17 protein-coding genes are annotated in these 21,731 nt (G+C 46.2%); 1 reads left to right on the top strand and 16 read right to left on the bottom strand.

The features are described from left to right. Positions 1 to 91: 91 nt before the first annotated feature. The 13 genes from DXD11_RS08020 to DXD11_RS07960 all read right to left on the bottom strand — a co-directional run bounded on the left by DXD11_RS08020 (position 92) and on the right by DXD11_RS07960 (position 15,540). Positions 92 to 1,057, bottom strand: coding sequence for a carbohydrate kinase family protein (locus DXD11_RS08020; RefSeq protein ID WP_118758145.1), 966 nt, complete (start codon positions 1,055 to 1,057; stop codon positions 92 to 94). Positions 1,058 to 1,078: 21 nt separating this feature from the next. After that, entirely contained in the window at positions 1,079 to 2,557 is a 1,479-nt protein-coding gene (locus tag DXD11_RS08015) for a glycoside hydrolase family 32 protein (RefSeq protein ID WP_118758144.1), read from the bottom strand. 21 nt (positions 2,558 to 2,578) lie between these two features. Beyond that, on the bottom strand, positions 2,579 to 3,598 hold the full coding sequence (locus tag DXD11_RS08010) for an ABC transporter permease (RefSeq protein WP_118758143.1): 1,020 nt from the start codon (positions 3,596 to 3,598) through the stop codon (positions 2,579 to 2,581). 1 nt (position 3,599) lies between these two features. Further along, positions 3,600 to 5,099, bottom strand: coding sequence for a sugar ABC transporter ATP-binding protein (locus tag DXD11_RS08005; protein WP_117551113.1), 1,500 nt, complete (start codon positions 5,097 to 5,099; stop codon positions 3,600 to 3,602). A gap of 168 nt (positions 5,100 to 5,267) precedes the next feature. Further along, positions 5,268 to 6,284: a sugar ABC transporter substrate-binding protein gene (locus tag DXD11_RS08000; protein WP_118758142.1), complete on the bottom strand. Its 1,017-nt coding sequence runs from the start codon at positions 6,282 to 6,284 to the stop codon at positions 5,268 to 5,270. A 565-nt stretch (positions 6,285 to 6,849) separates the two neighbouring features. Then, positions 6,850 to 8,847: a LacI family DNA-binding transcriptional regulator gene (locus DXD11_RS07995; RefSeq protein ID WP_117874878.1), complete on the bottom strand. Its 1,998-nt coding sequence runs from the start codon at positions 8,845 to 8,847 to the stop codon at positions 6,850 to 6,852. A 33-nt stretch (positions 8,848 to 8,880) separates the two neighbouring features. Further along, positions 8,881 to 9,861, bottom strand: coding sequence for a choloylglycine hydrolase (gene bsh, locus DXD11_RS07990; protein ID WP_118758141.1), 981 nt, complete (start codon positions 9,859 to 9,861; stop codon positions 8,881 to 8,883). A 32-nt stretch (positions 9,862 to 9,893) separates the two neighbouring features. After that, positions 9,894 to 10,322: a GNAT family N-acetyltransferase gene (locus DXD11_RS07985; protein WP_118758140.1), complete on the bottom strand. Its 429-nt coding sequence runs from the start codon at positions 10,320 to 10,322 to the stop codon at positions 9,894 to 9,896. Between the two features lie 330 nt (positions 10,323 to 10,652). Next, the gene (locus tag DXD11_RS07980) at positions 10,653 to 11,672 is read right to left on the bottom strand and encodes a sensor histidine kinase (protein WP_118758139.1); all 1,020 of its coding nucleotides are present in this window, start codon (positions 11,670 to 11,672) and stop codon (positions 10,653 to 10,655) included. Positions 11,673 to 11,682: 10 nt separating this feature from the next. Beyond that, complete coding sequence (locus tag DXD11_RS07975; RefSeq protein ID WP_117874886.1) at positions 11,683 to 12,333, bottom strand: response regulator transcription factor; 651 nt, start codon at positions 12,331 to 12,333, stop codon at positions 11,683 to 11,685. A 15-nt stretch (positions 12,334 to 12,348) separates the two neighbouring features. After that, on the bottom strand, positions 12,349 to 14,430 hold the full coding sequence (locus DXD11_RS07970; protein ID WP_118758138.1) for an FtsX-like permease family protein: 2,082 nt from the start codon (positions 14,428 to 14,430) through the stop codon (positions 12,349 to 12,351). Continuing rightward, positions 14,420 to 15,193 (bottom strand): ABC transporter ATP-binding protein, encoded by a 774-nt coding sequence (locus DXD11_RS07965; protein WP_118758137.1) that lies wholly within the window; start codon positions 15,191 to 15,193, stop codon positions 14,420 to 14,422. The genes DXD11_RS07970 and DXD11_RS07965 overlap by 11 nt, the downstream gene beginning before the upstream one ends. 176 nt (positions 15,194 to 15,369) lie before the next feature. After that, a complete protein-coding gene (locus DXD11_RS07960) occupies positions 15,370 to 15,540 on the bottom strand; it encodes a hypothetical protein (protein WP_158579428.1) in 171 nt (56 codons plus the stop codon). Positions 15,541 to 15,720: 180 nt separating this feature from the next. Between DXD11_RS07960 and DXD11_RS07955 the strand changes: the two genes are divergently transcribed. Next, positions 15,721 to 17,520 carry an alpha-amylase family glycosyl hydrolase gene (locus tag DXD11_RS07955; RefSeq protein WP_118758136.1) on the top strand — a complete coding sequence of 600 codons (1,800 nt, stop codon included), beginning with the start codon at positions 15,721 to 15,723 and terminating at the stop codon, positions 17,518 to 17,520. A 63-nt stretch (positions 17,521 to 17,583) separates the two neighbouring features. Here the strand turns inward: DXD11_RS07955 and DXD11_RS07950 are convergent, their stop codons facing one another. The 3 genes from DXD11_RS07950 to DXD11_RS07940 form a co-directional block, all read right to left on the bottom strand. Then, a complete protein-coding gene (locus tag DXD11_RS07950; RefSeq protein ID WP_118758135.1) occupies positions 17,584 to 18,378 on the bottom strand; it encodes a hypothetical protein in 795 nt (264 codons plus the stop codon). Positions 18,379 to 18,413: 35 nt separating this feature from the next. Then, positions 18,414 to 18,995 (bottom strand): xanthine phosphoribosyltransferase, encoded by a 582-nt coding sequence (locus DXD11_RS07945; RefSeq protein ID WP_004849872.1) that lies wholly within the window; start codon positions 18,993 to 18,995, stop codon positions 18,414 to 18,416. 270 nt (positions 18,996 to 19,265) lie between these two features. Continuing rightward, positions 19,266 to 21,707: a LuxR C-terminal-related transcriptional regulator gene (locus DXD11_RS07940; RefSeq protein ID WP_118017846.1), complete on the bottom strand. Its 2,442-nt coding sequence runs from the start codon at positions 21,705 to 21,707 to the stop codon at positions 19,266 to 19,268. Positions 21,708 to 21,731: the final 24 nt, after the last annotated feature.

Here is a 21,731-nt window from a genome sequence, read left to right as displayed (position 1 = left end):
GTCCAAATGTTAGATTGTACAAAAAAGAAGGCCGGAAACTCTCCGGCCTTCAGGGTTAAGGGAAAATTTTATGTGAAAAATTGTAGTACACTTACTTTACTGCGAGTCTCTCAAATGTCTCGCTCTCTTCAGGAATCGATCTGAGTCCTCCGCGCTTCTCGACACACAGGCTCGCAACCGCATTTCCGTATCTTGCACACTCTGCAAGCTCATCTATACTGAACTCCTCCAGTCTCTTATCCGCTCTGACAAGCTGTGATACAAATGCTCCCCAGAATGAATCTCCAGCCCCCGTCGTATCTACCACATGGCTGACGAAGCCGGGAACCTTCCGGCTTCCATCCCTGCTGCATATCAGCACACCCTCACTTCCCAGGGTGACCGCAACAAGTCTGACGCCGCTTCCCAGAAGATACTCTGCTGCCTCGTCCGGATCGGAAAATGGTGTGAGTAGCGCTGTTTCCTCGTCCGAAAGCTTCATTATATCTACAAATGGAAGAATACTCTTCATCCTCTCCATCGCATTTTCTCTGCTGTCCCACAGCGGTGCTCTGTAGTTCGGATCATACGATATCACCGCGCCGTATTTCTTTGCCTCCTTCACCGCCTGAAACGTGGTGGTTCTGGCCGGTTCATCCGTGAGAGACAGCGAACCTATATGGAACACCTTTGTGTCTCTTAACAGGTCGGCATCCACTTCCTTGTAACAGAGCATTGTGTCCGCTCCCGGCTTTCTGGCAAATGAGAATTCACGCTCTCCGTTCTCATCCAGAGTGACAAATGCCAAAGTGGTAAATACCGTATTGTCAACCACTATACCTCTGGTATCTATCCCTGCCTGCTTTGCCGTCTCAACAAGGAAATTGCCGTGCATGTCATCTCCAACCTTACCAATGAAGGCAGTTTTAAGCCCGGCTTTACCGACTGCCGTGAGCATGTTTACTGGAGCCCCTCCGGGATTCTGCTCGAAGAGCTTCATCCCGGAATCAGTGTTTCCGGCAGGGGTAAAGTCTATCAGGAACTCACCAAGAGCCACAACATCATATTTCTTTTCCATGTTGGATCCTCCTTGTGAATTTTACTTTCCTGTGATCTCTATGTCATAGAATTCTACTCTTGCATCCTGAGCCAGAAGTCCCGTCTCAAACTCAGGCTTTGCATAAATCCTGTATGTGAACGCAACCTGCTCTCCGACAAATACCTCCACCATGTCGTGGTCAACGATGATCTTCACATCTATCTCGGTGCCCTCTGTTATGTCAAATGTCTTCTCGCACACTCTGACACCATCAGGTCCCGGCTCAGTTGCAGGAGGCACAGCCTGACAGGACTGAACCCAGAATGGATCAACTCCCATAGGAAGATTTACCAGTGACACTCTCTGCATAGCCACATCGAACTCAAGGAGAAGGCATCCGCTTGCCTCTTTATCTGACTTGAGCAGTATGCCGAAATGGTCATACACCTCTCTAGGCATGATCTTGCACTTCAGCATATAGCTCTCCTCGCTGTGTCCAAGGAAGCCGTATGTACATGTACTGACTGAATCCATCTCGACCAGTCTGTCTCCGTGAAGCTCTGCATTTCCAAGAACCGGAATATAATCCCAATCTACATGCTTCTCGAATACATGCTCATACTCCTTAGGGAGCTTTACATCAAGTCCTCCATCCGCTGTGGCAACTACCTCATGCGGCACGCAGAAGGTTCCGCCCCAGTACCATTCACCTCTGTCGCTTCTGTCTGCTCTGTCGTGAGCCCAACCGAAGTAGAAGCGTCTGCCGTCATCATCCTGCATGGACTTGGCTGCGTAGAATCTTCTTCCGCCTATGCCATCCTTCTTTGGCTTTCTCCATGGGCCAAATGGTGACTTTGCAACTCTGTATATTGTATTTACATATTCTGAGAATCTTGAGTATGAGAGATACCAATTGTCTCCCATCTTGTACATCTCAGGGCACTCAGGACAGTTGGTGTGTCCCGGTGAATATATCGGTCCGTAATATTCCCAGTTGACCAGATCCTTTGATCTGTAGAGAACTATACATCCTCTTCTGGTTATCGGCATATCCAACCTTCTCGCTGATATGAGGATCCAGTAACATTTGTCCTCCTCATTGTAGAATACATATGGATCTCTCCAGTCAAGCTTCTCGTAAAGCTCTATCATAGGTGTGATGACCGGATTGGCTGCATCCTTCACCCACGTGATTCCATCGTCGCTTGTAGCGTGGCATATGGTCTGCTGATACTCTGCGGTGAGGCAGTAGCCTGTATAGAATGCATGGTATTTGCCCTCGCCGTATATGACTGATCCAGTCCATACTCCTGATGCATCCGGCTCGTCGCCCTCGCCCGGATAGAGCGCTGTAGGAAGCTCCTCCCAGTGCACCAGATCATCTGATACACTGTGGCTCCATGTTGTTCTGAGTCTTGCCGGGTACACTGTTGTTCCCGGAGGGGAAGTCAGTGAGAATATATGATATTTGCCCTCGTGGTAGAAAGGTATTGCATCTCCCGTGGAATCCGCGAAGGACATCTTTCTAAAAATCTCCATATTATCAGTCCTCTCTTTCTACTAGTTTGCTGCCAGTTTCTTCTTCTTGAGAAGCTCAAGCTTGCCCTTCTGTCCATCAAGGAGTACCGCACATGCGATGATAAGACCCTTGATGATGAGCTGCCAGTATGACGACACTCCGATAAGGTTAAGACCATTTGAGATGATTCCGATAACCATGGCACCAAATACTGTTCCGCTGATTCTTCCCTTACCACCTGTCATGGAAGTTCCTCCAAGTACGCAGGCTGCGATGGCATCAAGCTCGTAGCCGCTTCCAACTGAAGGCTGGCCTGAGTACATTCTTGAACAAAGTACAAGTCCTGCAAATGCTGAGAGAAGTCCAGATATTGTAAATACTATGATCTCTATCTTCTTGATAGGTACACCTGAAAGTCTTGCAGCCTCGCGGTTACCACCTATCGCATATACATATGTTCCAAACTTTGTCTTGCTGAGGATGAAGCTGAACAGTATGATGAGCACTACCATGTACACTACAGGAAGTGGGATCACATTGAACAGGTATCCTGTTCCGATCTCGATGAAGAGCTTGTTAGTGATACGTGTTGACTGTCCACCTGTGTAGACATAAGCTATACCACTTGCTATGTTCATCATGGCCATTGTGATGATGAATGCAGGCACCTTGAAGTTAGCAACTATAAAACCACTTATAAAGCCCGCTGCTGTACCAACCAGAAGTCCTGCAACTATGGCAACGCCGAGAGGGAGTCCCTGGTTAACTATAAATCCTACGGTCAGTGTTCCCGACATGGCTACTATCGATCCAACTGACAAGTCGATGTGTCCAAGTATAATTATCAGTGTCATTCCAAGTGCTATGTATGTGTTGATCGAAATCTGTCTAAGCACTGATATGATGTTGTTGGTCGTGAGAAACTTGTCCGTGGCAAGTGCTACCGCCACACACATGATTATCAGGACCACTATGATTCCTATGTTGCCCTTGACTATGGATGTCAGGGGATTGTTCTTTAATATAGAAGTTGCTTTTGAATTCTTCTTTGTCTCGCCCATATTATTCGATACCTCCTGCAGCGTATTTCATTATCTCTTCCTGTGAGAGCTCGTCCTTTGACAGCTTCTTCACGAGTCTTCCGGCTCTGACCACACATACGTTGTCGCACATGTTGATGATCTCAGGAAGCTCACTGGATACCATGATTATCGCTATGCCTTCCTTTGCCAGTTCATTGATTACTGTGTATATCTCAAATTTTGCATTTACATCCACGCCTCTGGTCGGCTCATCCAGAATAAGTACATCCGGCTTGGTCGCAAGCCATTTGCCCAGAACCACCTTCTGCTGGTTTCCACCTGACAGGCTGCCCGCCTCAATCTCTGGCGATGCCGCCTTTATCCTAAGTCTCTGTGAATAATGGTCTATTACCTCGCCGCGCTTCTTCTCGCTTATTGCGATTCCGTTCATATAGAATCTGAGGGATGAGAGTGTGAGGTTGAATGCCACGCTGTTGCCGAGTACCAGTCCCTGCTTCTTTCTGTCCTCAGGAACCAGCGCTATGCCTGATTTGATAGCCTGCATCGGATTCTTGAAGTGTACCGGCTTTCCTCCGAGTATCACCTCGCCTGATGTAGGCCGTGTTGCACCAAATACCGCCTCCATGATCTCACTTCGTCCGGCACCGACCAGACCTGAGAAGCCCAGGATCTCGCCCTTGTGTACCGAAAAACTTATATCTTCAAAGACACCTGTCTGGGAAAGATTCTTTACCTCCAGAGCAACCTCTGCCTTGTCCATGTCGCAGTAATCTCTTGCATAGAAGCTCTCCAGATCTCTTCCTACCATCATCGCAACCAGCTCATTCGGGTTGGTCTCTGATGTCTTTTTTGTTCCTACGTATGCACCATCCCTGATGACGGTAACTCTGTCAGATATCCTGAAGAGCTCCTCCATTCTATGGGAGATGTAGATTATACTTACCTGTTTCTTTCTGAGATTCTCAATGATCTCAAATAACTGCTCCACCTCTTCATTTGAAAGTGATGAGGTAGGCTCATCCATAACTATGATCTTACCGTTGAATGAGACCGCCTTGACGATCTCCACCATCTGCTGCTGTGCGATGGTCAGATTTTCTACTATAGTGTCTGCTTTTATATTCACACCGAGGGATGATATCATCTCCTCTGCTCTTCTGTTCATCTCTGCAAAGTCCAGCGTTCCGAGCTTTGTCCTTATCTCTCTGCCGAGAAACAGATTCTGTGCCACCGAAAGATATGGAACAAGTACGATTTCCTGATGTATTATTCCTATACCATTTTCTCTGGCAGCCGGAACTCCGTTGATCTTGACCTCCTTACCATTTACCTTGATGATTCCGCTGTCGGGCTGGTAAATTCCGCCGAGGACCTTGATCAGTGTGGACTTTCCTGCACCATTCTCACCGAGCAGTGCATGTACCTCTCCCAGCTCAAGGGAAAAGTCGATGCCACTTAAAGCATATATTCCGGAGAAGCTTTTCTTTATCCCTATCATTTCCAGAACTGTCTGTCCCATATTAAACCTCCAAGTTTCTAAAATAGATCTTTTGTTATCCTGCTTTTTCGGGATCTCGGCCGGAGATCTAAGATCCCCGGTCTCTCCCGTGTTATATACACCTACGTTGTGTCATGTATGTCCAGCCGGGGGCAGCCCCGTGCTGTTACTGCCGGCTTCGATCCGGCCTTACTGCCAATCGTTAACTGTCTGCTCAGCCTCATCCTTGAGTACGAGGTGTGAGTCAAGATATACCTTCTTCTCGTCGATCGTTGTATCTCCGCCCACATACTTCTGTGCTGCGTTGAATGCGTACTCAGCAATCTGTACAGGAACCTGACATGCAACTGCTGTGAACTCACCGTCAAGGAGTGCCTGCTTGCCATCTGGTGAAGCATCGATACTGTACACGCCGATCTTGCCAGTCTTATTTGCTGCCTTAACCGCTGCTGCAGCGCCAAGTGCTGAAGGATCATTGATACAGAAGAATGCCTGAAGATCTGTGTTTGCTGTGATGATATCCTCTGCAAGGCTCATTGATGCATCAAGTGCTGCCTCGCCATCCTGCTGTGCTACGATGTTGAACTTATCCTTGTTATCACCGAGTCCGTCAAGGAAACCATTTACACGGTCTACACAACTCTCATTTGATGGGAAGTCAAGGATCGCAATGTCTGCTCCGTCCGGATAATCTTTAGCCATCTGCTCACCGACAAGCTGTCCTGCCATGTAAGCATTTGTTCCAACGAACTGTGTTACGAAGTTCTCTATGTCATCCTCGATAACTGCTGTATCTACATTGAAGATTGGGATTCCTGCATCCTTGATCTCTGCAAGACCTGATGTGATACCTGCTGAATCAACCGGGATGATGAACACTGCGTCGTATCCACTATTTGCCACGTCTGATAACTGGCTGAGCTGTGTGTTCAGATCGTAGTCAGGATCAAGACATGTATATGATATTCCGTTCGCATCGCAGAGCTCCTTGAGCTTGGCATCGATTGAACTCTGGAATGTATTGTTGAGTGTGTTTGTACAGAATGCAAATGACAGGTCAGATGACTTTGTGCTCTCCTGTTTTGTACCTGATTCAGATGAACCGTTGCCCGAAGCGTTCCCTGAACCTGATCCACAACCTGCCAGTAAACTGAGTGACATGCACAGGCATGCTCCAACTGCTAATAACTTTTTAAATTTTCTCATAATTTTTACCTCCAATATCATGCGTTTTATTTTGCTAACTCGTTGTCGAAAAACTGTTTACAACCGGTTTAATTTACGTAAATTTTAAACCGTTTTTCGTCCCTTGCATGTTTTGATGATATAACCTTTGTCGGTTATTGTCAATATCAAGTGTTTTATTTATTGTTTATTCGTCATTATGTACAAATAACACCCGATTGCATTATAGGGTTCGCAGGTCTTTTATCATTTTTTACGTAAATATTTTGCGATATGTCATACTTATGGGATTTGTAGTGTATGATTGACACCCGTTACTTGTCACCTTGTATCTTGTAATCTTGTCCTTTGTCTCCGGTACCACTTCCCCGGGAATTTTCTCTTTTGGGTGTGGTTACAGCAACTTGGACACAAAATTGTATCCTTGGGAACTTCTCAGGCGAAAAAGATACAATCTTCCAAGGTCTTGTGTATAAACGCAAAAAATCCGCCAGAAAGATACAATTTTCTCTCTAACGGATTCTTTTTTAGATAAAAAGATACAGTTTCTAACTCTGTCCGGCACGGACTAACTAAAGATGTCATATCACCTCAATCTGTCCGGCATGGACTCATGGAAGATTTCCTTCCATGCAAGCCTGAGCTGTTTCGGCTCGACCTGATACGGCTGAACTCCCACATACTTTGGAAGCTGTTCTTCACTTACCAGGGACTTGGCAACAACCGCCGCAGCCGCTCTTCCCTGCTCGTATGGTCTCTGCGTGCTGAGTCCCTTGACTATTCCTTCTTCCATACACCGGGCTATACCATGGTCAAGATCAGTTGTGAACACCGCCACATCCTCCCTGCCAAGCTCCTTGAGCGCCTTTATAGCCAGAAGCGCCGGGCGATCCCAGCTCACATACATTGCCTCAATTTCAGGATTGGCAGTTATCACATCCTTGGCTACCTGATATGCATTGGATATTTCTCCAAAGCTCCTGATCGTCACTATGTCAATATCCGGGTAACTGTCCTTGATTATTCTCTCGGCGGCATTATCCCTGACTCTTGTTCCATAGAATGCCGCGCCATGAATAATAAAACCTGCCTTTTTTTTCTTATTTTCCTTACAATATTCTCCCAACATTCTTCCCGTGTTCGTTCCATTCTCCGACTCATTTACTGATACACAGGACACATAGCTGTTCTTGGACATACCCTCCGGAACATTGCTTATGAACACCAGCTTTGACACCTTTGAAAGCTCCTGAAACTTTTCTCTGGTACGGCTGTCATCCGCCGGAATAGCTATAACTGCATCCGGTTTCTGAAGTCTTATGCCATCGAGCTGTGCATTCTGAAGTTCCGAGTCAAAGTGCGCATCCATAACCGACACCACATCTATTCCAAACTGCTCAAGCTCCTCTCGGATACCCTTCTCATGGAGCTCCGCCCAGGACGTACCGGTATAATGAAATGATATGGCCACTCTGAAATGTCCTGCCTTCAGCCTCTGTTTTTCCTCCTTCGTCAGCACCACGGAATCCGGGGCAGCTGCCTTATCTCCAAATGGTCCATTATCCAGCATCTTGGTGGATTTCCTGACAACCAGTTCCACATCGGCATAGCAGTCATGGGATATGGCCGCACCTGTGTTGATCTTCTCAAAAAGCATTCCAACTGCCTTGGCGCTTAAGCCCTTCACATCTCTTCTGATTATGGTAAGCGGAGGATATGTAAGTTCCGACCAGCTCTCATCACCAAACCCAACCACAGATATCTCTCCCGGACAGTCGATTCCCATATCTCTCAGCGTCTTCATGAGATAGAGCGTTATTCTGTTGCCTCCCGCAAGGACCGCGGTCGGCCTGTACCTGCGGAGCGCCTTCTGGATGACGAGCATACAGTCATCCTCGCCATTTTCCAGGGTCACATCCACTATATTTGCATCATTTGTATTGATGTTGTACTTCTCCAGCGCATTTAAAAAGCCCCTGGTCCTCTCGTCCTTCGTCGTGCTGTCCGTGCTCTCCCGGAAGAACAATACATTCTTGTGTCCGCTGGACAACAGATAATCCGCCCCTTTGAATATCGCCTCACGATCCCTGAACTCAACGGAATCTATTCCCTCACCGAGTATATTTCTCTCCACACAGACAAATGGAACACCCGACTGTATGAGCTTTGTGTAGTTAGATGCCACATCGCTCACCGGCGCATGTATGATACCCGCAACCTTCTTGTTCACCAGAAGTCCGGCAAGCACCTGCGCCTCCTCCTTGAGATCATTATCTGTTATCGCCACAAGGAACTGATATCCTTGTACACTGACAAGCTGCTTCACATAAGCTACCACATCTCTGTATATCGTACTTTCAATGTTTGGAATGACTGCAACTATCGTGGACTCCCGGCCAACCAGCAGTTTTCTCTCCTTATCTGCTATCTTATTCTGATATCCGGTCTCTACTATGATCTTCTCTATCTTATCCACAAGCTCAGGTCTTACATACCTTGTCCTGTTTATAACATGTGATACAGTGGCTATGGACACCCCGGCCATATCCGCTATTTCCTTTATCGTAACCTTGCTTTTACTCATACAGCATCCTTTCTCCCTTGTAAGCCATATACATCAGTTCTGCCAATTGATATTCTCTCCCTGGATAAGTGGGTATCTGGCAAGCGAACTGCTATCCAGATCCTCTCTGTTCATATCAACAGCATTTATCTGGTGTCCCTCATAGGTATTGTAATAGTATATACCCTTATCGGCATTACAGCAGGACGTGTATATAGTGATCTCATATTTGTCAGATGCCACCTCACAGCATCCCCTCTGCTGATCCACAGAACCGAGTATATGGAAAAACTGGCTCACACTCTCAGCCTCAGAATCTCCAGACAGACTGTTCTGCTTCACAAATGCCACCCTGGCAAATCTCGACGTCGACGACAGATCCCCCGGAAGTCCTATGGCTCCCATGCCGCGGCTGTAAGTGACAAGCCCAACCTCAGGTGCAAATGTGTTCATAGGCTGCTTCGGTGACAATCCCATATACTGATTGAGCAGGAACATCTGCTGAGGAAATGGCGGGTTGTTCGTAAGAACCCCAATCGGATTCTCATACACATGAAGTCCGTCAGCCATACACTCCACAGTTATAGCTCCATTTCTGTCAGCTATTATCCAGTGGAGCTGCGCTGTAGGAAGCTGCTCGGAAAACGGTGTTCCTGTCAGGTTCATCCTGTCCAAAGCTACTCTTGCCTCTCCCACGCTGGCACAGCTTCCGAGTATCCACGGAATGAACTCGTACTGGGCAACATTGTCCCTGTCACCGCTCTCATCCACTTCCTGATACGCGGCATTTCCAACGAAATTCAGACCAGCCATTCCAAGTCCCTTCTCATTTATAGCGTCATAGTAGAGAGGATAGCCGCCTGCCACATGTGCCATTCCTATCACGGCATAATGGTGGTCCCTCCTGCCCATATATCGGAATTCAAATGGATAATTTCTCGGTGTCACAGTTATCTCGTCACCGTATGAGAATTCATAATCAAGTGTTCTTCCAAAATAGAAATTCTTTGTCTTATATGTCGCTGCTGTACACATATTTTGCCTCCTTACAAATTTCTGCAGATAATTTATATCATCATCTCAAAGCCATAACAGCTCTTTTCAAATCCATAGTGCTCATAGAAACCATGTGCCCCTGTCCTCGGAAGTCCGGAATCAAGGGTGATGGCCTTGCATCCCCTCTGCTTTGCAAGCTCCTTCGCATGATCCAGGAGTGCCACACCATATCCTTTACCATGGTCCTCCTCTCTTGTTATGAGACTTGACACATAGCATGTGAGCCCCGACATCCAGAATGTATTGAAATAGTCCCCATGGCACATGCCTCTGCAAATGCCTTCATCCCATAATAAAAACGCAAAGCTGCGTTCGTCATCTATGACGTCCATATATACTTTGTGTATTTCATCCCTGTCATATGTATTATATGTCCATAATTTTTCTATAAAATCAAATACAATATCAAAATCCTCTGCTGTCGCTTTTCTGATCTCCATAATTATATTCTCCTTTCCATTGAACACCAGCCATGCAAAATTTGCCTTCGGCAAATGGCTGGCGCTACATGTCAAGTTTTCACAGAAAACTTGACACATCCATTGAACACCAGCCATGCAAAATTTGCCTTCGGCAAATGGCTGGCGCTACATGTCAAGCCTCAGCCCACTTAAACTGACTTTGCACCGTCAACTAAATTACAGCCAATGCTTACATTATAAAATATCAAAGTGATTATTAACAGACCACCACCCATAAATTTATTATAAAATATCCCGGTAAAAAGTGAGGAGGCAGATACGCACAACACTGTATCTGCCTCCTCACTTTTATATCTTTGTCTCCACATCCGGGAATTCAAGTACTATCTCGAATCCATTCTGCCACTTTGAATTTGCCGTCACTGTGATACCCAGATCATGCGCCATCTCACTGACAAGATACAGTCCCATGCCCGTTGCATGCTTCCTGTTCTCACCCGAATCACCCGTGACACCCTTCTCGAATATGTATGGCATGTCACAGCTCTTTACACCTATGCCATTGTCACTCACGGACAGCAGCTTTTTGTTGCCCGCCGTCCAGAAGTCAAATGATATCTCCGGCTGTTCATTTGTGTATTTCATGGAATTGCTCACAAGCTGACCGAGTATAAACTGCAATCCCCTGCGGTCACTGTACACTGCTCCGTTCTCAAGACATTTTCTGACCCGTATGCCCCTCTCCTCAAGCAGTGATCTGTAGTCAGCTATCACCTCATCCACGCATTCTTCCACATCTATGCTCTCCATGAAATAATCCTTGGAATCGCTTTTCAGTCTGGCGTAGTAGAGCATCTGATCCACATAGTTCTGCATCTGGCTGGTCACATTGTCCATCTTCGTCACAACATTATGAGGCAGCTCATCTCTCCTGTTGTCCACCACAAATGTCAGCAGAGAGATGGGGGTCTTGATCTCATGTGCCCAGTTCTCCACATACTCCTGATAGTCCCTGAGCTGTCTGCCACTCTGCATCACTGAATCTCTCAGATCGTGAAGCTCCTCCGACAGCACGCTCACATATTCCTGTTCAGAAGCCCCGCACAGGCTCCTCATTTCTATCTCGCCCTGTTCATCCGGGGCAGCGACAAATCTCCTGAACGCCTCTATTTTCTTCCTGTCCTTTATACACAGCACCGAGCACACCGCCGCGAACAGTATCACAGTGAACACGCCAACCAGCACCCTTATTCTGACAAATGCCTCTGGTGCCACAAGCCACATGAAGAAGCAGAACGCCACGTCTGTCAGAAGCAGCAGACCAAGCCAGACAATATTCTGTTTTATAACAAGTCCAAATCTTTTCATATTCTCTCAATTACTCAAGCTTGTATCCAACGCCTCTTACAGCTATGATCTTTGCCTTTATATCCAGTCCCGCCATTGTCTTTTTGAGTCTTGTAAGATTCACCTGCAGGGCATTTTCATCTATATACTCCGATGTGCCCCACACTGCCTCACAAAGCTTCTCCTTAGACACGACATCTCCTCCGTTTGTCATAAGTGTTTCAAATATACGTCCCTGATTCTGTGGAAGCACCGCAGATCTCCCATCTATATACAGAGTGTATGTCTGAGTGTCCAGAAGAAACCCTTCTCCTTCGATCAGGTTCTGTCTGCCCTCGTACCTCTTGAGCACATTTGCCACCCGGGCCAGAAGCCGCTCACGGCGACATGGCTTCGTGAGGAATTCATCAGCGCCCAGCTCCAGCGCATGGAGCTCGTCCTTTAGCTGGTCCCTCGATGTGAGAACCAGCACAGGGACAGAGCTCCGCCTCTTGATCTCCCGGCATATGTCAAAGCCGCTTCTGCCAGGAAGATTGATATCCAGCAGAAGAATATCCGGAGCCATGTCCAGTATCTGTTCTATTATGTTGTCAAATCCATCTGGCTTAACTGCCCTGTATCCTGCCTTTGTCAGCATATCCAGAAGTTCATCGCACATGAGGACATCGTCCTCAACCACCATCACACACTTCACCGTTTACTCAACCCTTTCCGGTGTCATCATCGCCATGAGATATCTGTTGCTTGAGCGTTTCACCGCTGTCATATAGATATATTCTACCACACACAACAGGATTATCATAACCGCAGCTATGATAATTATCTGTTTCACTCTGCCGCGCATGAATTCTGACAGGATTCCCGTGAGCAGAGCACGCACACCGAATATACTGCTGACCGCCGCCACGGCAACCGGGATTCCAAAATACCAGCCCACCTGTCTGTTTGCTGAGCTGCAGAGCATTTCGTATGTCGCGCCAAGCTTCACAAGGGTTCTGTACCTTCTGCCGGACTTTCTCTGTCCCATCAGGAACTGAACACCGATTATGGTATTTGCAATTATGAGGAACACCACCGCCAGATAAAGCGTTATATATCCTGCAGCCACCGTGTAGAACATATTTCTTCCTATGTTCTGCAGATAACTCTCGCAATCAGCGTTTATGCTCTCAAAATCTATGCCGTCAAGCTTCTCATTTTCATCCATTATGGCTTTCATGAGGCCCTTACCGTCCACGATATCCTTTTTGAGAATGGCATTTACATATAACTCGTAATTGTCATTTGTCAATCTGGCAAATGTATCATCGTCCACGATAAGTCCGAACGACAGGGTTATCGATGAATCTGTCACAATCTTCGTGGTCTGGACCTCTCCGATCAGATGATACTCATCTCCTCTTACATCCACCTCCGGACTCTCTGCCAATACCTCATTCAGTAAACCCCCGCGGTAATCAGTAAAGAAATCCGTATAGAGTGCCAGTTCATTTTCTCCGAGCTCCAAAGGCTCCTTTCCCGCAGCCTCAAGCACCTTGTTGTACGCACTCTCCTGGATCAGGTAAGGGTATGTCATGTAAGACATGTTATTTATAAGCACATCCCTGTCCTCTGAAGCTTTGAGTTTTTCAAGCTCAGATATGACATTCCCCACGTTCACAGCATCATCATGGGACTCATTTTCACCCATCTTTATATAACCAAGCTTCATATCGAATACGTCCGAGAAATCCTCCAACACGCCGGCTTCCTCCAGCTTCGCGCGGATATTCCTGCTGTCCGCCTCAGCGTCATCCCCATATGAGGCAAATGTATAATCGAGCACATGATACATATTCTGTCTGGATATACATATGCCAACGCCCGAACCGCAGCAGCACAGAGCGCCGAGTATGAGTATCGAGCTTATTGCAAGCGTTCCAGATTTTGTTACTACATTTTCGTGTATCTGCCTGAAACCGAACACAGCAAGTGGTTTTGAGCCATTTGCACGTCTGGCCAGTGCATCAACAAAGAGCCTGAGACCGAAAAACAGCAGGAACATGCCAACAAATCCCAGTGTTATGGTGACCGCCATATATTTTACGCTGATCCACGAATAGCCGCCTATTCCCTGACAGTATGCAATGACCAGCGCAACAAGACCGAAGACTGCACTCACACCATACACAGGAGCCGGAAGCTGTTTCTTCTCTGTCTCCGGTGTATCTACAAGGAGATCGCCTATCTGCTTTCTTGCAAGCTTACCGCTCAGTATGAGAAATGCTGCAAGCTTTATCGCTACAAATCCAACAGTTGTCAGTATGACTGCCTGCAGTGAAAATGATACGTGATGACCTATAACGCCAAGACCTACCAGTCTGGCTGTGAGAAGGCTGACCACCTCAGACACCAGGATCGCTATAGGAAGTCCGATGAGCAGAGCCACTACGCTGCTGCCCAGATCCTCCGCCATCAGCAGGGCAAAAAGCTTTGATCTTCTCATCCCCATCATTATATACATTCCAAGTTCGTGCCTCCGTCGTTCGAGCTGGTATTTGCTTGCATAGTATATAAGAAAGAACAACATGACCAGTGAAAATACATAGAACACCGCCGCTATCTGAAGAAGACTGTTCACCGCGTCGCTTTCAAGACTTCTCAGGAATATCATCACATCCTGATGGGACAGCGCCAATATGATATAAAATGCCACTATGGACACAACCAGCGAAGCGAAGAACAGACCATTCTCTTTCCTGCTTCTCCTGCTGTTCCTCATTGCGAGTTTAAAGAACATTTGCGCTGCCTCCTCCCATCTGCGCCATCAGCTTGAGTATCCTCTCATAAAACTCCTGCTGTGACTCTCTCTCCATATCTCTTCTGAGCTCATGGAATATCCTGCCATCCTGTATGAAGAGTATCCTCTTGCAGAAGCTGGCCGCATTTGAGTCGTGGGTCACCATAAGTATGGTAGTGTTGTCATCCCTGTTCAGTCCCAACAGCTTCTCCATGAGTGCCTTTGCATTTCTTGAGTCGAGTGCTCCGGTCGGCTCGTCCGCAAGAACGATCCCCGGATTAAGTATGAGCGCTCTGGCGGCCGCAACCCTCTGCCTCTGACCACCAGACATCTGCGACGGGAATTTGTCAAGCACGTTATCTATCTCCAGATATGATGAAAGCTTTTCCAGTCTGCTTCTGCTCTCATCCTCGGATACACCGTGTATTGACAACGGAACCATAATGTTCTCTCTGCCTGTTAGATTGTCCAGAAGTTCAAAATTCTGGAACAGATAACCTATCTCCCTGCCTCTGTACTGCGCAAGCTTCGCACCTTTAAGCACCTGTATCTCTTTGCCCTGGAGCTCTATGGTTCCGCTGTCAGGCTTTATGACCGTTGCGATACAGTTCAGCAGTGTGGACTTTCCCGATCCACTGCTACCCATGATGCCAAGGAACTCCCCCGGCATGACCTGAAATGATATGCCGTCCAGAGCCTTAGTCTGGTTTGGCTTTTTGCCATAGTATTTCTTCAGTGATTCTATCTTTAATAAACTATCCATATTGTTCACCTTTCTTATTTTCATGGGGCCGGAATGCTATCACGAACTTTTGCCCGTTGCCCACGTTAATACAAAAGCAGCGCCGCTCTGATATCATAATATCAGAACGACGCTGTGATTAACACTTACACCTCTTGTAAGTTTTCCTCTCGGATAATCTGTATGTTTTATTGGATCTACTCTGCATCCCCAGTCTTTGGGACCTCGTGGACATCCATGTTCTTAGGAAGCACAAGATTCAGAATGATGGCAACTATGAATACAACAGCCACACAGTTCTCAGCAAATACCGTCTGCACGATCTTAGGGAAGATCTGGATAAGGGAGCCTATTCCTGCAATTATCATCGCGCTCTAAATTTGCTGTTTTAGCTTGTTCTTTACTCATTTTCTTTCCTGTATTTTTTGTCCATTTCAACAGAAATGATTCTACCATAGTTCGTGCAATATAGACATGTTTTTTTGTCGCTTTTTCCTATTTTTTTTAGTATAATGTAAATGCTAATTTTAAAAAATGGAGGGATAACTATGGCATGGTATGATGAGGCAGTATTTTATCACATTTATCCATTGGGACTTGCGGGAGCCCCTAAACAGAACGACTACGGTGAGCCTGTTCACCGCTTAAACACCCTGCTTCCATGGGTGGATCATATAAAGGAGATCGGCGGTTCAGCACTGTACATCGGACCGCTCTTTGAGTCAGTCGGACACGGCTATGAAACTACAGATTACAAGAAGCTCGACTCCCGACTCGGAACAAATGAGGACCTGACTGCATTTGTGGCTTACTGCCACGAGCAGGGCATAAAGGTCATCTTCGACGGAGTGTTCAACCACACAGGCCGTGACTTCTTCGCATTCAAGGACATCCAGGCAAACAGAGAGAATTCACAGTACAAAGACTGGTACTGCAACGTGAATTTCTGGGGCAACAACGAGTACAACGACGGTTTCTCTTACGACAACTGGGGAGGCTATAACCTTCTCGTCAAACTGAATCAGAAGAATCCGGCTGTCGTTGACTATATATGCGATGTGATTCGTTTCTGGGTGAGTGAGTTCGATGTGGACGGAATCAGACTTGACGCTGCGGACGTCCTTGATTTTGATTTCATGAAGGCACTGCGCCGCACAGCAAATGAAGTGAAGCCGGATTTCTGGCTCATGGGTGAGGTCATCCACGGCGACTACAGCCGCTGGGTAAACGGCGAGACTCTTCACAGTGTCACCAACTACACACTTCACAAGGCTCTGTACAGCGGGCACAACGACCACAACTATTTTGAAATTGCGCACACTGTAAGACGTCTCCAGAACATGGGAACATTAAAGCTCTACAACTTCGTAGACAACCATGATGTGGAGCGTATCTATACAAAGCTTACCAATAAGGCTCATTTTGCACCTGTACATGTATTGCTCTACACTCTTCCGGGTGTGCCTAGCATATACTACGGTTCAGAATTTGGCATTGAGGGACGCAAGGAATATGGCTCGGACGACAGCTTAAGACCAGCTCTCAATATAGAAGATTACAAGGATTCAGTAAAAACTAACCCTTGCACAGCACTCATCGCCGCACTCGGCAAGGTACGTCAGGCCGTTCCTGCACTGTCATATGGCAGCTACGATGAGCTGATGCTCACCAACAGACAGTTCGCATACGCGAGGGATCTTGACGGAACACGTGTCATCGTGTCAGTGAACAACGACGATGCCCCAGCCGGAATGCACCTTGCAGCAGGGAACTGCACAGCATACATCGGCGCCCTGTCAGGCGAAAAGGTATCTGTACAGGATGGTCATATCAACATAACCCAGCCAGGGGGCAGTGGTGAGATCTGGGTGCCTGAGGGAACAGACCTGGATGTAAAGCCGGTTAAGGTTGTGACGAAGACTGATAGCGAAGCTAAGACCAACACAGAAGATAAAGCAGCATCTGAAACAGCTACCGATGCAAAAGGCAATAAGGAAGCTGAACCAAAGATAGAATCCAAAGAATCCAAAGACATTGTGACTGCTACAGAATCTGCAGATGCTAAGAAAAACACTACTGATATTGAGAAGAATACTACTGCCGCCAACGAGGTAAAAGATTCAGCCAAGGACGCTTCTGCCCAAGCTGCCGCCGACACCCCGGTTGATCCAGAAACCATCACAGTTGACTGGAGCAAGTCTCCGGAATCCATGACAGTTCCAGAGCTTCAGGCTGCAGTCCTTGCAAAGCTTGCCGGAAACGGACCTGTTGACGCACAGATGAAAAAGACAGTCGTAGATAATATCTGGCACGACTCTCTCGTCAATTGGCTGAAGAGTTTCAGATAAAATTACGTAGAAACAGCCAGGTACATATTCTCCAAATTGGAGAACATACACCTGGCTATTTTTTCACCTAAAAATCAACAAATTGCAGCCTGCGGCCATCAAACCTGATATAACCATCAAAAAAACTGCTGACCATATCGCCTGACTGCTGAATATACCACTGTTTTCCAGATAAAATTCGTACGGATTTTCTGGATTGATATAAAGATATACCACATCGCCTTTACTTATATTCAGTCCATATACATATGTCTGCTCATACACTTTATACTGCTTATCCCTGTATGTAAATTCAAATACTCCCGCCTCCGGATATCTTCTGCCGGCTCTCATATCCTGTCTCATATCTGCACGTACATCATGGCATACAGCTTTCACAGTAAATGAACATCTTCGCTCAAGCGCTTTTCTCTTACATATCACAGAGAGCAGTGTTATTGCACTGACCACAAAGAATGCACAGGCAAATATCTCTGCATAAAATGCTCCAACATTGCAATTTTCTCTCCCCAATATCCGTTCCGGGAGCAATACTATCTTATCCGCAAAAGAGCCATCTTTCACAGCACACGCCGCCCATATCAGCGCCGATGCAGCACCGGCAAACACAGATATGAACACTATACCGATGATGCTCCCCCGCTTTCGCTTCTTAATCATCGGAATAAGAGTCTTTAGAATTATGACAAGAACTATCCCGACAAAAAACTGCCCCACAACAAGCATAACAGCATCCGTTCCGATCTCACTTGCAACAAATCCGGCTATAATACTGGCAACAAACCATATGCCAAATATTACGCCTCCAATTTTCTCAGGCATAGAAACATTTTTTTCTTCTAAATTGTTATTTCCCATATACCCCACCTCTCAGCAAATATCCCGCAGCGATCCTACTGCTCCCTGAACTTTATCTCGCCCGTAGCAGCGTCCATGCTGTCCACTATCGCAAGCGACTCAAGATGATATCCGAGATTCCTGATGACCTGACCACCTGTCTGGAAGCCCTTCTCAACTGCGATTCCGATTCCCTCTACGCTGGCGCCTGCTGACTTGACTATGGAGATGAGTCCCTGAAGCGCACATCCATTTGCAAGGAAATCATCTATGATAAGAATCTTGTCCTCCGGATTTATAAATTTTTTGGATACGATAACCTGATTCTTACACTTGTGTGTAAATGACTCAACCTCTGCCACATACACATCGCCCTCTATATTAATGCTCTTTGACTTCTTCGCAAATACAACAGGCACGTCAAAATGTCTGGCAACAACACAGGCAATGCCTATTCCGGATGCCTCTATAGTAAGGATCTTGTTGATCTCTGTTCCCTCAAATCTCTTCTTGAACTCCTCACCGATCTGATCAAACAGACGTATATCCATCTGGTGGTTCAGGAAACTATCCACCTTGAGAACATTGCCCTCCTTTACTATTCCATCCTTAGTTATTCTCTCTTCCAAAAAATTCACGTCGTAATTCCTCCTTGAATACCTGTCAAATACGAATCCGTCCGTACTCGCTCATTCTCTAAGTTCCAAACGCCATCTTCACCAACACTTTTATGCCATACGGAAATTATCCTCATCTCAATCTGACGTTACTGATTCGTATGTAATCATAATTATAGACATAATACAACAACAATCTAAGTTTTTCCACCCTAATTATATACATTCATATACAACTTTTACATGCGGTGTATTCAAGTAAATCACCACCGAACACAAATCTCACAATCACTAGATAAGTCCCCTGTTAGATGCCTCCCTGACCGCCCCGGCCTTATCAGTCACCCCGAGTTTCCTGTACACCTGGTTCAGATGATACTTTACATTCGCCTCCGACATGTTGAGTCTGTCCGCTATCTTCTGTCTGGACAAGCCCTCTGCCTGCAATTTAAGTATGGCTGTAGCCGTCTCACTGAGTTGAACATCATCCACTCCCGCTTTCATATATCCGGGGTAGTATCTCGTCATACTCTCAGTCTCCTTCTGCAGTTGTCTGAAATATGCCCTTCTTGCGGCTATCTCCTTATCGTCAGCACCATCTTTCTCGACTTTCCATCCACAGGTATTTATAAGAGTATTCACCGCCGCACCTTCTCTGGATATAATCCTTGTGAAGCTATATTCCATCGCAGTATCCATAGCATGGCACATCGCCTTTTTCCAGTCATCATTTTTTAATCGCTGCAAAGCTACAGCCATCAGCACACTACATTCTATCCCTATATACGTACGGGACATCATCTCAGCATAATATCTCAGCTTTGTCAGCAGCGAATATGCCTGTTCATTCCGTCCGCTTTGAAGGTATACTCTCACTTTGGTTAGATAGATAAACCTGTCATATATCCTGAATTCAACATTTTCATCCGGAGCATTTTCCATCCAACCTGTAACACAGGCTCTATCTCCTCTGTACAGGCTGCATCTGGTCTCAAATGCATATATATTGGGAAGGAGATTTTGTCCTTCCTCTTTTTCAGCCTTTCCCTCTATTCCATTCAAAACCTCAAGAGCCTCCTGTGGCTTTCCGTTCTGCAAATGCAGCCACGCCAATATACCATCAGCAACAAAGCACTGCTCGATTTTTCCTCCTGCTTCCGCCTGCATTCTGCCCTTTGCCGCAAGAGTTGCCACTTCATAATTATCTCCGCTCTTTTCAAGAAAACTCTCCGCCAAAGCAAGATTTACAAGGCCTTTTCCATATTTTCCAAGCACAAACTCAACTATCCTGCCAACCTTCGATGCCAGCTCTCTGTCTCTCTTGCTCCACTCACAGAAATCTTTTCCACCGTTCATCATTGAAGGCAGATTGGATGTAACCGACCATTCCTGTATTCTTACCTCCTTATTAAAGACCATTGTGTATGCTGACTTCAAAAGCTTTAATACATCAACACTTCCTCTGTGCGGCAGACCAATATCCAGATACAGCAAAAGCCCCTTTGCATTTTTCCTGGCACTTCCCTGGTTTTCATCTGCATATAATTTTAGTCTGTCGTACCATCTTTCACTCTCATCAGGATTTAGAAGGAGTGACTGCAGCATGCTCATACCACACATAAGCTCAGGACTTTTCTCGATGACATGATCCGGAAGTTCCAGGTAATATTTTTTCAGATCATAGTAATAACCACTGTTCGCCGCATGTCTGGCATTATCGACAAGTATTGAAACTATTCGCTCTGTAACTCCTGCATTTTCATACATCTCTAGAGCTTTCCTTATATCTCCGTTAAGTCTGTAAAACAGTCCGGCATTCTCATACAGGCCTCTTATACGCTCTTTCTCGTACTTCCGCTTAAGACGTCTGCGCATAGAGACCCTCATGTGAAACTGCAGTTGATATTGTGTATTGCCATCCTTATCCATCCGGCTGGTCATAAAGTTTCCAAGCCACTTTGCCCTCTCGATCAAAAGCTCACTGTCACTTCTTCCGGTTATCATCTCAGCCTGTTTTGTTGTAAACTCATCCACCACGGATATTTCCATGAGAAATTCCTGCATTTCCACATCCCAGTTATCATACACATGATACTCAAGGTAATTACACATCTCATCCTCAACGCGTCTCGAAAAATCATTATACATATCATCTGTTATCTCGCTTGTATATGCCATTTCCATGTATTTGATGTGGCACATCTCCACAGCCAGCGGAAGTCCTGTAGTCTCATAGTACATTCTCTGCACTTGTGCCTCATTGATACTAAATCCAGCGTATTCAGCATACTTCTTTATATCCTCCAGACTGAACATAAGCAGCTTGCTGTCCACCACATAAAATCCTTCTTGAAATCTTACAGCAGAAAGCCATGGGGGAACCGGACACCGGCCAACGAGTATAACCCATACGTCTTCTCTTCTAATGAGTTCTATGATCTGCTCCCTCACTGTGTCCACATCCCCCCATGAGAGCTCGTGCAGATTATCTATGACAATTATTTTTCTTGCGTTGCTGCTTTCTACCACAAGGTCATCCGGTCTGATACCGCCGGCATCCACCACCATGTACTTACGTGTTCCAAGATATCTGCTGACAAGAGTCGTCTTTCCCGAACCACTGACCCCGAATATATATGCAGTTACATTCCCTTCATCCGCTGTCTTCAGAAGCCTCCAGGCTTTTTTCGGTTTTATAAAACAGCCTTTATTACCCGAAGCCGTATTCCCCATATGTACAAATCTCCTTTTCTCACT

The organism is Coprococcus sp. TF11-13 (genome assembly GCF_003481085.1).
In the GTDB taxonomy this organism is placed as follows: domain Bacteria; phylum Bacillota; class Clostridia; order Lachnospirales; family Lachnospiraceae; genus Coprococcus; species Coprococcus aceti.
The sequence above is the reverse complement of the archived record's forward strand: the minus strand, read 5'-3'. Positions and strand labels throughout refer to the sequence as shown.